The following is a 13,225-nucleotide window of genomic DNA, read 5'->3' as shown; positions in this document are numbered from 1 at the left end:
TATCCTTTTCAGAGAAGCGCAGATTGGGGAAACAAAGTCGAAAAGCTTACTGTAAGAAGTGCTTATAGAACGGCCTTGAACCTGATGGATCATTGCGGGAGAAGATACTCTGTCTTGCTCGACCCTGAGGACTATCTTCCAAGATCGTCATTAATTGAGGCATTTCCTCCCCTTGAGGTAGGTCAAGAGATTAGGGTCGGTATTGACGGTGCCTCTGTGGGCTTTGATCCATCTCAAATCGACGGTTTACCGGATAAGAAGCTGAGAGGCCTTTGGCTTGAATGGTTGGAGTTCATGGATGCAGAGGAGCTTAGCTGCCTTCATGAAGCTATTGATGAACCGGAGAGATTGATTGGACTTGGACCGGGGTATACACCGGCAGGTGATGACTTTTTGGTTGGCTGGATAATGGCTCTCCGTTTCACGGGTAGAAAGAAGAGCTTGTTGACAATTGAAAGAGAGATGCTTGATCGAAAAACGAGCTGGTTCTCGTCAGAAATGATAAAGGATGCTCTTGAGGGTAGATTCTGGAAGAGAGGAATCGAAATGGTTTCAGCTATTGCAGACGGTGATGCAACCCGGGTACTTGAAAAGACAGACAGTATCACAAAATGGGGTCATCTGTCGGGAAAGGCGTGGCTTGCCGGCCTTGCCTATGGACTTGAACTTGGTGAATGACAGTATTAGAGATATTGTTAGGCTTAATGGGAAAGACTAAGATAAGTCGTTCTATCGGTATCGATAGGTTTCGGAATCANNGTCGGAGCAACGGGGATTTTCTTGAATTACCTTTGTTGCTTGTGGAGGTTCAAATGAAGAGAATCGAGGTCGTGAAAGGCGAATACTACGATAGCGTCACTCTGATGCTTGTGGCTAAGGAGCTTAAGAAGATTGAGGGAGTCCATGATGCTTCGCTGAATATGGCAACAGAGGCAAACATAACCATCATGAGAGCGGCCGGGTTCGAAGTAGACACGGGTTTGCTTTCACCCGACGATCTGCTGATCGGAATCGACTACGAAAGAGAAGGGATNNCCCTGGAAGAAGGAAGAGAAGGACACCGAGTATTCACCGGCAACTCTTCAGGGAGCTCTCTCTGTACTTCCCGAAAGCAATCTTGCTCTCATTTCTCTGCCCGGTAGATATGCAGCAGCAGAGGCTATGAAGGCCCTCAAGAACGGTTTGAACGTAATGCTTTACTCCGACAACGTCACAATTGAAGATGAGATTGAACTTAAACGTTTCGCGGAAAACAACGATCTAATCGTAATGGGCCCGGATTGTGGTACAGCTGTTATCAATGGGAAAGGACTTGCCTTTTCTAACGTGTGCCCTACAGGTCCGGTTGGAATTGTCGCGGCATCAGGCACCGGTCTTCAAGAAGTCATGGTGCAGCTCTGCCGCCGGGATGTTGGCGTCAAGCATGGAATTGGAACCGGAGGCAGAGACGTGAAGAAGTCAGTTGGAGGAATATCATTCCTGAGAGGCATACGAGAACTGGCAAAAGATCCCGACATTTCACTGATTGTAGCCATTGGAAAGCCGCCTGCGCCGGAAGTAAGAGAGAAGATTCTGGCTTGCCTCAAAGAAACACAAAAGAAGAGCGTGATTTGCTTTATGGGAGATGATCCTAGAAAAGATGAAGACGAACTCTTCTACACTACGGAACTTGAAGAGTGCGCAGTTGTGGCCGAGGCCCTTATAAAAGGCAGAGACGTTTCTATGGCTCGAGATAAGTTGAAGGCAGAGTACGTGAAGTTGGCCGGAAAGAGACCTGCAGGCGTGGTTCATGGAAAATATGTAAGGGGGCTTTTCACTGGCGGCACTCTCTGTTACGAAGCGCAGTATATAGCTCAGGCACACATAAATCCAATCTACGGAAATGCTCCGTTGAGGGAAGATCTCAAACTGGAGAACAGCTTGAAACCAGTCGGACACTCATTCATCGACTATGGCGAAGACGAGTTCACTCAAGGGAGATTACACCCCATGATAGACCCATCCTTCAGGGCTGAACAGGTGAAACAGCAATCTGAAGACCGTTCGGTAGCTGTCATCCTTTTCGATGTTGTCCTCGGGTATGGAAGTGCTGATAATCCTTCGTTCGACGTTGTTGAGGCAATCAAGTCTGTAAATAGAGAAACAAAACCGATATATATAGCTTATGTCTGCGGGACCGACGGGGATCCTCAAGATCTTGGCAGGCAGAGGGCCCTGTTGGAGGAAGCAGGTGTTATAGTCTGCGAGAGCAATGCAAGAGCAGCTCTTCTGGCTGCCAGTTTAGTTTCGAGAAAGGAGCGTTGACCATGTCCTTCAAAGATCTACTCGATAATGGTCCGAAAGTAGTTAATCTTGGGATGGAAAGATTCTATCTCGATCTTCAGGATCAGGAGGTACCCGCAGTGAAGGTCAACTGGAGACCTCCTCTTGCGAAGAGCTCACTGATGGATAAATTGAGAAAGTTAAGAGGTGAGGAAGTTGAATAGTATTGAAATGGCAAACTCCATCGCATTTGAAAGGCTTCTGAAAGCCGAGCCCCATATTGTAGATCTCGGCATGGCAAAAGATGTTATTCCGCACTTCAAAGAGAAGATGATACTTCATGCAGGACCGCCAATAACCTGGGACAGAATGTCGGGCCCTATGATAGGTGCCGTGACCGGTGCGATCCTTTATGAAGGCTGGGCCGAAACTCCGGAGAAAGCAAGGGAGTTTGCTTCGAAAGGAAATATCTCATTTGAACCTTGCCATCATCATAACGCTGTCGGCCCAATGGCAGGGATAATATCCCCTAACCTGCCGGTTTGGATCATTGAGGAAAAGAATTCTGGAAAGAGGAGCTATGCAACGCTGAACGAGGGACTCGGTAAGGTCTTGCGAATGGGAGCGTTCAGTGAAGAGGTTATTGAGAGACTGAACTGGATGCGAGAAGTTCTGTATCCTGCCTTGAGAAGCGGGGTCCGGAAATTCGTGAACGATAACGGGGGTCTTAACCTTAAGAGTCTTATATCTCAGTCTCTGCACATGGGGGATGAGCTTCATAACCGAAACAGGGCAGCTACTTCACTTCTCATTCGTACCCTCGTACCTTCTATGATTGATGCGGAGGGGAGCAACCCTGATCTCTCCAGAGTTGTTAAATTTGTGGCGGGAAATGATCATTTCTTTCTTAATCCCGGTATGGCGGCGGCAAAGGTCTCGCTCGACAGTGTTGGTTACGTCGAAGGATCGAGTATGCTCACCATAATGGCTCGCAACGGTACAGACTTCGGGATCCAGATCGCCGGAATGAAGAACAAATGGTTCACCTGCCAGGCAGCCTTGCCCGATGTCTTGCTCTTCCCTGGCTTCACAAGGGAGGATGTCAATCGAGACATAGGAGACAGTGCGATTATGGAGACTTACGGCTTAGGTGGTTTTGCCCTGGCTGCGGCCCCTGCGATCGTTCAGTTTGTTGGAGGTACGCCTCAAGATGCAGTGAACTACACAAAGGAGATGTATGAAATCTGTATAGGAGAAAACAAGCACTTCACAATTCCCGCACTGAACTTCCGTGGAACTCCCACAGGAATTGATCTAATCAGAGTTGTGGAGACAGGCATCACGCCTATCCTGGATACAGGCGCAGCTCATCGAGAGGCCGGTAAAGGGCAGGTGGGTGCCGGAATTGTTAGGATGCCTTCTGAAGCTTTTGTAAAGGCAGCGGAAGCGTTCGTCGAGGAATATTCCAAATAAAGGAGGAAGAGTATGATACCGAAAAACTGGGACAAGATCAAGATTTACGAGTTATCTCAACCGATCAGTCATCTGACACCGCCATGGCCAACTTATGAGCCGCTTCAGATCAAATTCTTCAAGAGGTTGGCTCCAAACGGTGCGAACGGTCAACTTCTTACTCACTCTAACCATGTCGGGACCCATCTGGATGGTTCGCTGCACTTTTGCACTCATGGTAGAGACATCGCAAGCATACCTCTGGACGAACTCGTTGCGCCAGGAGTTATCGTTGATCTCTCGGACATTGCAGAGGATTACGGGATCTACACATCAAAGGACATAGAAGAAAGAGTGGAAGTAAGAGAAGGCGACATTCTTATCATCAACACAGGGTATCACAAGTACGCTTACGACCAGCCTGAGGCAGACGAAGTAAGATACATGATCAAACACCCTGGACCGACAAGAGAGTTTGCCGAGTGGTGCAAAAAGAAGAAGATAAAGTGGATAGGAGTTGACTGCGGTTCTGCCGACCATCCAATGAATACAAAGATCCGTGACTGGATGCCTGTTCAGGCGAAAGAGTGTGACCGCTATATGCAGAAGAAGTATGGTAAGTCCCTTCAAGAGATCTTCCCCGACGAGGACTACCAGCTTATGCATGTGCTTCTCTTCCCGTACGACATTATTCACGCCGAGAACGTTGGTGGAGAGATAGACAAAATATTGAACAAGAGAATGGTTATCGGGTGCTTCCCGTGGAGATTTGTCGGCGGAGAGTCTTGTATTAGTAGAATAGTTGCGTTCGACGAAGAGGAATAAATCCAACCGAAAGAGTGGCGATATGGATGCGTGATTTCGTTCTGGAAAGGCCGCGCTCACTTTCCGAGGCCCTGGATGCACTTGGACGTCATGGAAAGAATGCCATAATCAAGAGCGGCGGTACTGACGTTATTGTCTGGCTACATAAATCCATAAAGGAGCCGGACTATATAATCGACCTAACGGCAATCGAGCAGCTAAAAGGAATAACGATAAACGAGGACAATGTGGAAATCAGGGCGCTCGTAACTCTTAGTGAGATTATAGAAGACAGCTCAATGAAACGTTACTTCCCTGCGCTGGTGCAGGCTTGCAGGGCACACTCGGATCCACTGATAAGGAATCGGGCAACCGTTATAGGCAACGTCTGTGCTGCGGTTCCTTCCGGAGATATGATAGCTCCTCTGGTATGCTATGACGCCAAAGTTGAAATCACAGGATCAAACGGCACCCGGAAAGTCCCGGTATCCGAATTCATAATCGGACCCAAGAAGACCTCACTGGCAGTCGACGAGGTTGTGACAGGAATAAGAATCGCCATACCCGTAGTTGAAACAAGCGGTTGCTATCTCAAAGCAATCAGAAGAGAGGCTCTGGATATAGCTCAGGCAGCCGTCTGTTGTACGCTCTTCAAGGGGGATAACAGGGAGTTCAGGATTGCCTTCTGTGCCGTATCTCCCAGACCACTGAGAGCGACGGAGGCGGAAAAGCTCCTCAATTCTTCCGGTAATATAGATGACAGGGTTATCAAACGAGCCGCAGAGCTTGCAGCTGGAGCTGTTGATCCCATTACGGACGTGAGAGCATCCAGAGAATACAGGATCGACATGATTGCCGAACTAACGAGCAGGGCGATTTCTTGTTGTCTGGAAGGTCCCGTGGAAGAAGGTGTTCGCAGATGAAAGACAAGCATGTGACTCTGACACTCAACGGCCGAAAAGCCACCTTGATAGTCGAGGACAGAACGACCCTTCTCAATGCTTTGAGAGAATACGGTGTTACAAGCCTGAAGCGAGGCTGCGAAGAGGGAGAGTGCGGAGCGTGCACGGTTATCATAAATGGACTTCCTCAAAAGTCTTGTCTTGTCCTTGCGCGAGAAGCCGAGGGTGCGGAAGTGCTAACAGTAGAAGGGCTTGTCAAGAAAGGCAGGCTTCATCCGATTCAGCAGGCCTTCGTAGATGAAGGTGCAATACAGTGCGGTTACTGTACTCCGGGGATGGTCATGACAACCTATGCATTGCTCAAGAAGAATCCGTCTCCTTCTGAGGAAGAGATAAAAGAAGCTCTCTCGGGAAATATCTGCAGATGCACGGGTTATCTCTCGATTATCCGGGCGGTCAAGAAAAGTGCCGCCATTCTCTCCGGAAAGGTTAAAGGAGGTGAGTTGCGTGAAGACGATTAAGACAAAGACCGGAATTGGAAAGTGGTTGCCAAGAAAGTATGATCTCGAGAAGGCGGAGGGCACACTTCAATTTACCGATGACCTCAGGTTCGGTCCCGAACTGCTTCACGCAGCGGTCGTGCGCTCTTCTGTAGCACACGGAGAGATTCTGAAAATCGATTATTCAGAGGCGCTGGAAATTCCCGGTGTACTTAAAGTCCTGATTGGAGAAGACTTTCCACATCACTTCGGTCTATATCTAAAGGATAGAACACCCATGGCAATTGGGAGAGCAAGATATGTTGGAGAGCCCGTTGCGCTAGTTGTTGCCGAAACCGAGCAGGCCGCGAGAGAAGGGGTCAAGAAGGTGAAAGTAACATACAAAGAGCTCGAAGCTATCTTCGATCCGGTTAAGGCAGCTACCACAAATTCAGTGCTTGTTCATCCCGACCTCCACAAATACGAGCACGTAGACTTCATTACTCCTCAGCCAAATACCAATATTGCCAACTGGTTCAGGATAAGAAAAGGAGATACCGAAGCGGCCTTCAAGAATGCGGCTCACGTCTTTGAAGAGACGATTACGTGTCCTCAGATTGCTCATGGTTATATTGAAACGCTGTGCTCAATTTGCAAGCAAGATCCCGCGTCTGGAGAGATAATGATCTGGACCTCGGCGCAGTCAGCCTTCACAGTAAGAGACATAATCGCCAAGGGGATAAAGTATCCACTGAACAAGATTCGGGTGATCGCGCCTCCGATAGGCGGCGGCTTCGGAGGGAAGGCAGGGATGACTATCGAGGCTCTCTGCCTTGCAGCGGCTATGGATGAGGATCTGAAAGGAAGGCCTGTAAAGCTTTTCATACCAAGAGAAGAAGTCCTCTTGACCTCGTGGGTCCGCCAGGGATTTGTGGCTAGAATCGAGCTTGCAGTCAGTGAAGACGGCCTGATGCAGGGTATACGCCACACATTCTGGTTTGACACGGGAATCTCTGCCGAATATGGAGCAAACCCGGTTAGAAGCGCCGGTTACACATCAATGGGAGCTTACAATATTCCGAACGTCTGGTCGGACTGCTATGCAGTTTACACAAACAAGCCATTTGGAGGTGCTTACAGAGGGTTCGGTTTGCCGGAGCTAATGAGCGCACTTGAAGTCGTGGTTGATATAGTCGCTCACAAACTGAACATAGATCCAGTTGAGTTCAGAAAGAAGAACCTTTTGAAGAAGGGGCAGACTACCTGTACCGGAATGCCGATGCATGACCATGCTCTCGACAAAATAATCGACAAGGTTGCAAAGAGCATAGATGTCCTCAAAGAAGAGCCTCCAATAAGAAAGGGCTGGAAGAGAGGGAAGGGAATCGCACTGGCAATAAAGGCGCCCGCAATTCCCGCCGACGCTTCTTCATCAGCCATTGTCAAACTCAACGGAGACGGAACGGTTGAAGTTCTAGCCGCCACAATGGATATGGGTCAGGGAACGTATAGCGCTTATGCTCAGATAGTCTCCGAAGAACTAGGGATTCCGTATGATTGGATAAAGGTCTACTATCCAGATACACAGAGCCATCCTTACGACTGGCAAACTGTAGCAAGCAGATCCTGCTGGTCGATGGGCATGGCGGTAAAGCGAGCTGCAAGCGAGCTAAGAGAGAAGCTCCTCGCTCTTTTCTCCGAATACTGGCAGACGCCTGTCGAGACGATAAGCATAGAGCATGGAGTCGTTAAGTGTCACAAACTTGGCAAGAGCGAAAGGATTGACGAAAGAGTTCAGAACGGTTTCAAAATGCCAGACGGAATTCTGAAGGGCGGCCCAATAATCGGAAGCGGCTCATTTACACCGCCTGACTTGATCTATCCCGATCCAGACACCGGGCAGTCTCCCAAGAGTGTCGTTCACTTCACTCTTGGCGCAGTGGGAATAGATATGGAAGTCGATCCGGCGACTGGGAGAATCATTATAAACAAAGTTTGTGCGGGTTACGATGTCGGCAAAGCTATCACTCCAATAAACATCAAAGGTCAGATTGAAGGAGGAACAGTTCAGGGTCTTTCTGCCTGTCTAATGGAAGCTATGATCTACGATGAATATGGAAGATTACTCACTCCAGACTTCACGGATTACAAGATTGCCACGATAAAGGATATTCCAGGTGAGATCGATGCTTTCTGGGAAGAGACACCAGAAGAGATTTCACCTTACGGAAACCGCGGAGTCGGTGAACACTCGATGATAGCCCCTGCACCGGCAACAAACAACGCATTGTTCAGGGCGACTGGTATGCGAATTCACAGTTACCCGCTCAGTAGAGAGAGAGTTTACAAGGCTTTGAAAGCTAAAGATAAAGGTGAGACTGATTTCTGGGAATGGCCTTATGCTCTTGATCTGGCTTATGAGCGAGCTAAGAAGGAATGGTGAAATAAGAGCGTATTTTGAAAGAGATCGAAACAATCTCCAATTCATTGAAGCATCCGCCCTGCGCGGATGCTTCGTTTAGATTTCTAGTTGCCGATTTTGCTTGACAAGTTTGAAATGTATTGTATTATATTATCTATAAGCGGCTATAACCGTTGAGAAGGAGAAGAAATCTATGCCTGGTACAACTTCAGAGCCGGGGATTACAGAGTAAGACGCTTTTCTAGGACAGATTGCCTGCCCAGTCTCTTCACAGGCACTCTTCAAGTTTTTCTATTCTTAAAGCAAATATTGACAGATACCCTCATAATTGAACTATATTATTCGACGAATACTTCAAGACAGGAGGAGACGAAGTATGCCAAGGTTTGAAGAAGTAGACCTTAGACGCCCTGCAGCTGATAGAGAAGAAGAAGTACTCTCCTATTGGAGGCAAGATGATCTAGCGAACAGAAGTGTCACTGTTAGGGAGGGGAGCCCCGAGTTTGTTTTTTTCGAGGGTCCGCCTACTGCCAACGGTATGCCCGGAATTCATCATGTAATTTCGAGAACGTTGAAGGATGCAGTCTGTCGCTTCAAAACGATGCAAGGATACAAGGTGAAGCGAAAGGCCGGCTGGGACACGCATGGTCTTCCTGTGGAGATCGAAGTTGAAAAGCAGCTGGGCTTCTCTTCGAAGCAGGAGATTGAGGACTTTGGCATAGAGAAGTTCAATCACAAGTGCAAAGAATCCGTCTGGAAGTACGAAAGTCAGTGGAAGAAAATGACAGAGAGAATCGGTTACTGGATAGATATGGAGCACCCGTATATAACGATGGACAACGACTATATAGAATCTGTCTGGTGGATCCTGAAGCAGTACTTTGACAAAGACTACATATATGAGGGCCACAAAATAATGCCGTATTGTCCGCGATGCGGTACTCCCCTCGCTTCTCACGAGGTTGCTCAGGGCTATAGAGATGAGACTATTGACTCTATATACGCGAAGTTCCGACTGAAAGGAAAGGAAAACGAGTACTTCATAGTATGGACGACGACTCCATGGACGCTTCCTTCTAACGTTGCTCTAGCAGTGAATCCCAGATTCAACTACGTAAAGGTTGAAGTGATGCTGGATACCGGCGAAGTCGAATATTACTACCTGGTCAAGGATCGCCTCAGTGCTTTGCTCGGTGAAGAAGGCAATTACAAGGTTATTGAAGAACTCAAAGGCAAAGATCTTGTCAATCTCGAGTATGAACAGCTGATCCCCTTTGCCAGCGTAGACAAGAAGGCATTCTTTGTTGTCTACGGGGACTTTGTCTCTCTTGAAGACGGCTCGGGTATAGTGCATATGGCTCCTGCCTTTGGAGAAGATGACAACATACTCGGAAGGAAATTCAATCTCCCGCTTCTCCAGCTTGTCGACAAGGAAGGTAAGATAACAGAAGAAGTGAAACCGTGGGCAGGGATGTTTGTAAGGGATGCCGATCCACTCATTGTTCGTTATCTGAAGGAGAGGAATCTGTTATTCAAGAAAGAGCGTTTGACCCACTCCTACCCGTTCTGCTGGAGATGCGATACGCCGCTTCTCTACTACGCAAGAAAGTCGTGGTACATAAAGACTACAGAGTATAGAGATAAAATGATCGAAGTGAACAACACCGTGAACTGGTACCCAAAGTTTGTTGGGGAGGGCCGCTTCGGTAACTGGCTCGAAAACATGGTAGATTGGGCCCTTTCTAGAGATAGATACTGGGGAACTCCTCTAAACATCTGGAAGTGCGATGAATGTGGCAAGTTGACTTCGGTTGGATCACGAAAGGAACTGGCAGAGAGAGCGGTCGAGAACATATCAGAAGACATCGAGCTTCACCGCCCATATGTAGATGACGTTCATTTAAGATGCGAATGTGGTGGACAGATGACTAGGACCCCCGAGGTCATTGACTGCTGGTTTGATTCAGGGGCAATGCCAGTGGCCCAGCATCACTATCCATTCGAGAACAAAGACAATTTCATGGGAGAGCTATTTCCAGCAGATTTCATCTGCGAAGGTATAGATCAGACTAGAGGCTGGTTCTACTCCCTCATGTCGATTTCTGCATTCCTCTTTGGCCAGTCTCCTTACAAGAACGTTCTGGTTAACAATCTGGTTCTAGACAGGACCGGTCAGAAGATGTCGAAGTCAAAGGGAAATACTGTTGATCCGTCGGAGATAATCGAGAAGTACGGTGCAGATACACTCAGATGGTATCTGCTGGCCGTCTCGCCACCCTGGGTTCCCACAAAGTTCGATGAGGACGGGGTGAAGGACACTTACAGCAAGTTCTTTGGAACCCTGCATAGTGTATTCTCATTCTTCACAATGTACGCAAATGTTGACGACGTTGACCCTGCGAATTTCGACTTGCCTGTTCCTGAAAGGGAAGAGGTTGACAGATGGATAATGTCCAGACTGAACACTCTGGTAAAGGAAGTGACAGAGCTTCTGAACAATTATGATCTTACGAAATCAGTGAGAGCAATTCAGGACTTTGTCGTCGAGGAAGTCTCTAACTGGTATGTTAGAAGGACACGAGACAGATACTGGACCAGCGAACTCGACAACAGCAAGAAGGCAGCCTATCTCACGCTTTATGAAGTACTGCTGACCATCGCAAAACTCATGGCGCCAATTGCACCTTTCACGGCCGAAGAGATTTTCAGAAACCTTACCCACAAGGAAAAGGCGTCTGTGCATCTGGAACTGTATCCGGTTGCCGACGAGAGCTTGATCGAGCCTGAACTCGAAAAGAGAATGGCCACAGTCATGGACATTGTGACACTGGGTAGAGCATGTAGAAACAAGGTCCAGATAAAGGTCAGGCAACCTCTGCCGAAGATTCTAGTGGACGGGAATATAAGAAAGATCGTCGAGTCAATGCGCGAGCTGATCCTCGAAGAGATCAACGTCAAGAACATAGAATACATTGAAGAGCTGGGAGACTATGTGAACTATGAAGTCAAGCCGAATTTCAGAGTTATGGGTCCTAAGTTCGGCAAAGATCTCAAGTCGATCAGCAATGCCCTAAGGTTAATGAAACCTTCTGAAGTTGTCGCAAGAGTCAAACACGACGGCAAGATCTCCGTTGAAGCTAACGGAAGGCTCTTCGATCTGACGGAAGAGGATCTGGACATAAGAATACAGGAACTGGAAGGCTTTACTTTCGAGATGAGCAACGACAACTTTGTCATTCTCGATACCGAACTCACTCCCGATCTTCTGCAGGAAGGGCTTGCAAGAGAAATGGTTTCGAAGATACAGACAATGAGAAAAGAAGCCGACTTTGAGATTACAGATAGAATCACTGTAGCTTACTTCGGGCCCGATGCTCTTGTAGAAGCAATAGAGACATTCAGTGATTACATAAAAGAAGAGACGCTTTCAAACAGCGTCAATTTCCAGGAGGGACTCGATACCGGGACCGAATGGAACCTAAATGGTTACAACACCAGAATCAAGGTAGAGAGAGTCTAGACATATGAAAAAACCGGGAGCTTCATGCTCCCGGTCTCTTATTGGAATGTGAATCAGACAGTGAGCTTAACTATGATCGCCGGATCAAGAACTCTGAAAGTAAATGATTCCGTTATGAAGAGCTCTACCTCATCTTCTGTGCTGCTTTGATAACCGATTTCGAAATCTCCGCCGATTACCATCTCAAGATCTTCGTGATCCTTCGGCAGAAGAAGCGCATCTTTCAACACTCTGCTGACCACAATCTCACTTCCCAAGAAGGACTCGATTCTCTTCACCAGAGGATAACCGGAAACATGTGAGTTCAGCATAGACATAGTATCTGGATTGACCACAAGGACAAACGGTCCGTCAGTGAAGTTGTCTTTCAGAACCTGGACTGCTCTAGACAAAGACTCAATGATTTCATTTGGCTTCGATCCGAGAGGAATGGGGTCGTTTTCGCTAGCTTCAACGATTCCCTCGACTGAAGCCTTTTCGTAGCCGTTATAGATGACTCTCTCTTCAAAGAGCGCGATTTGCTTAACCGCATCTTCAAGAGGTGCAAGATCTGAATCCTTTGCGCCTCTTTCTATATCATCCATCTGCCACCGCACCAGCTTGAACGGGATTCTAGCCTCTATTAGAGGTTTTGCCTTTCTCAAGCCCACCCCGATTTCACCTTCTCTATCCAGGAGCTTCACTCTTCCTTCGGGCAGGAAAGAGTATTCCCAGCCCTTAGGTCCAACAACGTTGACGATCTTTCTTGCCGATAGGTAGCTCTTGAGTACTTGCCTTGCTCTCTCGTTTATCTCTTCCCATGCCTCGCTTGATAACGGGGCCAATTGTCTTTTGAAAAGGTCCATCGCAATCCCTCCTATTTCATCTTGCCGATGTTGAGACCGCCATTTCCGGAAGAACCTTCACCGGCTTCTTCAACTTCGGTTATCGGGGCATTCGTGAACAGATATGTCTTTAATTCCTCATCCCATCCGTCCATATTTCTTCTGAGCCATTCAAGAGTCATACACGCATGTTCTATCTCTTCATCTCTGTTGTGAGCCATGACTGCCTTGAGTTCAGGGTCATCCGAAACATCGACTCTCTGGTTGTACCAGTCAACTGCCTCGATCTCTTCCTTGAGGCTGCTGAGAGCTCTGGAAATGTCTCTTGCCTTTTCGCTAAGCTTTTCAAACGGTTCGTGATAATTGCTCATATACACGCCTCCTTCTCAACTAATGTGTATTCCATACTATACAAACAATTTTATCATACTTTAAATTGTAACATAGCAAGCCTGTCGGTTAAGAGCCGCTGTGCGCTTGTAAAAGCTCAGTTGCAAGTTCCAAGATGCAAGTTATAAGGGAGAAAAGGGAAGGCCGAGGTTGGGGGTAGCGGGTTCGTG

At 47.7% G+C, this 13,225-nt stretch carries 11 protein-coding genes; 9 read left to right on the top strand and 2 right to left on the bottom strand.

Going from position 1 to position 13,225, the window contains the following annotated elements:
• The 9 genes from B3157_RS01095 to ileS form a co-directional block, all read left to right on the top strand.
• A partial coding sequence (locus tag B3157_RS01095; RefSeq protein ID WP_292588187.1) for a DUF2877 domain-containing protein occupies positions 1–678 on the top strand: 678 nt, incomplete at its 5' end.
• Positions 679–1,161: 483 nt separating this feature from the next.
• Positions 1,162–2,304, top strand: coding sequence for a fatty-acid metabolism regulator protein (locus B3157_RS01090; RefSeq protein ID WP_292588185.1), 1,143 nt, complete (start codon positions 1,162–1,164; stop codon positions 2,302–2,304).
• Positions 2,305–2,306: 2 nt separating this feature from the next.
• Positions 2,307–2,486: a hypothetical protein gene (locus B3157_RS01085; protein WP_103134321.1), complete on the top strand. Its 180-nt coding sequence runs from the start codon at positions 2,307–2,309 to the stop codon at positions 2,484–2,486.
• Entirely contained in the window at positions 2,470–3,735 is a 1,266-nt protein-coding gene (locus B3157_RS01080) for a DUF1116 domain-containing protein (RefSeq protein WP_292588181.1), read from the top strand. Before B3157_RS01085 ends, B3157_RS01080 begins: the two co-directional genes overlap by 17 nt.
• A gap of 12 nt (positions 3,736–3,747) precedes the next feature.
• On the top strand, positions 3,748–4,539 hold the full coding sequence (locus B3157_RS01075) for a cyclase family protein (protein WP_099829314.1): 792 nt from the start codon (positions 3,748–3,750) through the stop codon (positions 4,537–4,539).
• A gap of 26 nt (positions 4,540–4,565) precedes the next feature.
• The gene (locus tag B3157_RS01070; protein WP_292588178.1) at positions 4,566–5,441 is read left to right on the top strand and encodes an FAD binding domain-containing protein; all 876 of its coding nucleotides are present in this window, start codon (positions 4,566–4,568) and stop codon (positions 5,439–5,441) included.
• Positions 5,438–5,941, top strand: a complete 504-nt coding sequence (locus tag B3157_RS01065; RefSeq protein ID WP_099829312.1) for a (2Fe-2S)-binding protein — start codon at positions 5,438–5,440, stop codon at positions 5,939–5,941. Before B3157_RS01070 ends, B3157_RS01065 begins: the two co-directional genes overlap by 4 nt.
• Positions 5,928–8,342: a xanthine dehydrogenase family protein molybdopterin-binding subunit gene (locus B3157_RS01060; protein WP_214060109.1), complete on the top strand. Its 2,415-nt coding sequence runs from the start codon at positions 5,928–5,930 to the stop codon at positions 8,340–8,342. Before B3157_RS01065 ends, B3157_RS01060 begins: the two co-directional genes overlap by 14 nt.
• A gap of 355 nt (positions 8,343–8,697) precedes the next feature.
• Positions 8,698–11,841, top strand: coding sequence for an isoleucine--tRNA ligase (gene ileS / locus B3157_RS01055; RefSeq protein ID WP_292588174.1), 3,144 nt, complete (start codon positions 8,698–8,700; stop codon positions 11,839–11,841).
• A gap of 53 nt (positions 11,842–11,894) precedes the next feature.
• On the opposite strand, the gene B3157_RS01050 is transcribed toward ileS, so the two are convergent.
• Both B3157_RS01050 and B3157_RS01045 read right to left on the bottom strand, forming a co-directional pair.
• Positions 11,895–12,686 carry a family 1 encapsulin nanocompartment shell protein gene (locus tag B3157_RS01050; protein ID WP_292588172.1) on the bottom strand — a complete coding sequence of 264 codons (792 nt, stop codon included), beginning with the start codon at positions 12,684–12,686 and terminating at the stop codon, positions 11,895–11,897.
• A gap of 11 nt (positions 12,687–12,697) precedes the next feature.
• A complete protein-coding gene (locus B3157_RS01045) occupies positions 12,698–13,036 on the bottom strand; it encodes a ferritin-like domain-containing protein (RefSeq protein ID WP_292588170.1) in 339 nt (112 codons plus the stop codon).
• Between the last annotated feature and the right edge of the window lie 189 nt (positions 13,037–13,225).

Source organism: Mesotoga sp. UBA5557 (assembly GCF_002425715.1).
Classification (GTDB): domain Bacteria; phylum Thermotogota; class Thermotogae; order Petrotogales; family Kosmotogaceae; genus Mesotoga.
The sequence above is the reverse complement of the archived record's forward strand: the minus strand, read 5'-3'. Positions and strand labels throughout refer to the sequence as shown.

Coding starts and splice junctions, on each gene's coding strand:
- B3157_RS01070 (WP_292588178.1), top strand. CDS start 4,566: ATGCGTGATTTCGTTCTGGAAAGGCCGCGCTCACTTTCCGAGGCCCTG.
- B3157_RS01045 (WP_292588170.1), bottom strand. CDS start 13,036: ATGAGCAATTATCACGAACCGTTTGAAAAGCTTAGCGAAAAGGCAAGA.
- B3157_RS01090 (WP_292588185.1), top strand. CDS start 1,162: ATGAAGGCCCTCAAGAACGGTTTGAACGTAATGCTTTACTCCGACAAC.
- B3157_RS01085 (WP_103134321.1), top strand. CDS start 2,307: ATGTCCTTCAAAGATCTACTCGATAATGGTCCGAAAGTAGTTAATCTT.
- B3157_RS01065 (WP_099829312.1), top strand. CDS start 5,438: ATGAAAGACAAGCATGTGACTCTGACACTCAACGGCCGAAAAGCCACC.
- ileS (WP_292588174.1), top strand. CDS start 8,698: ATGCCAAGGTTTGAAGAAGTAGACCTTAGACGCCCTGCAGCTGATAGA.
- B3157_RS01075 (WP_099829314.1), top strand. CDS start 3,748: ATGATACCGAAAAACTGGGACAAGATCAAGATTTACGAGTTATCTCAA.
- B3157_RS01050 (WP_292588172.1), bottom strand. CDS start 12,686: ATGGACCTTTTCAAAAGACAATTGGCCCCGTTATCAAGCGAGGCATGG.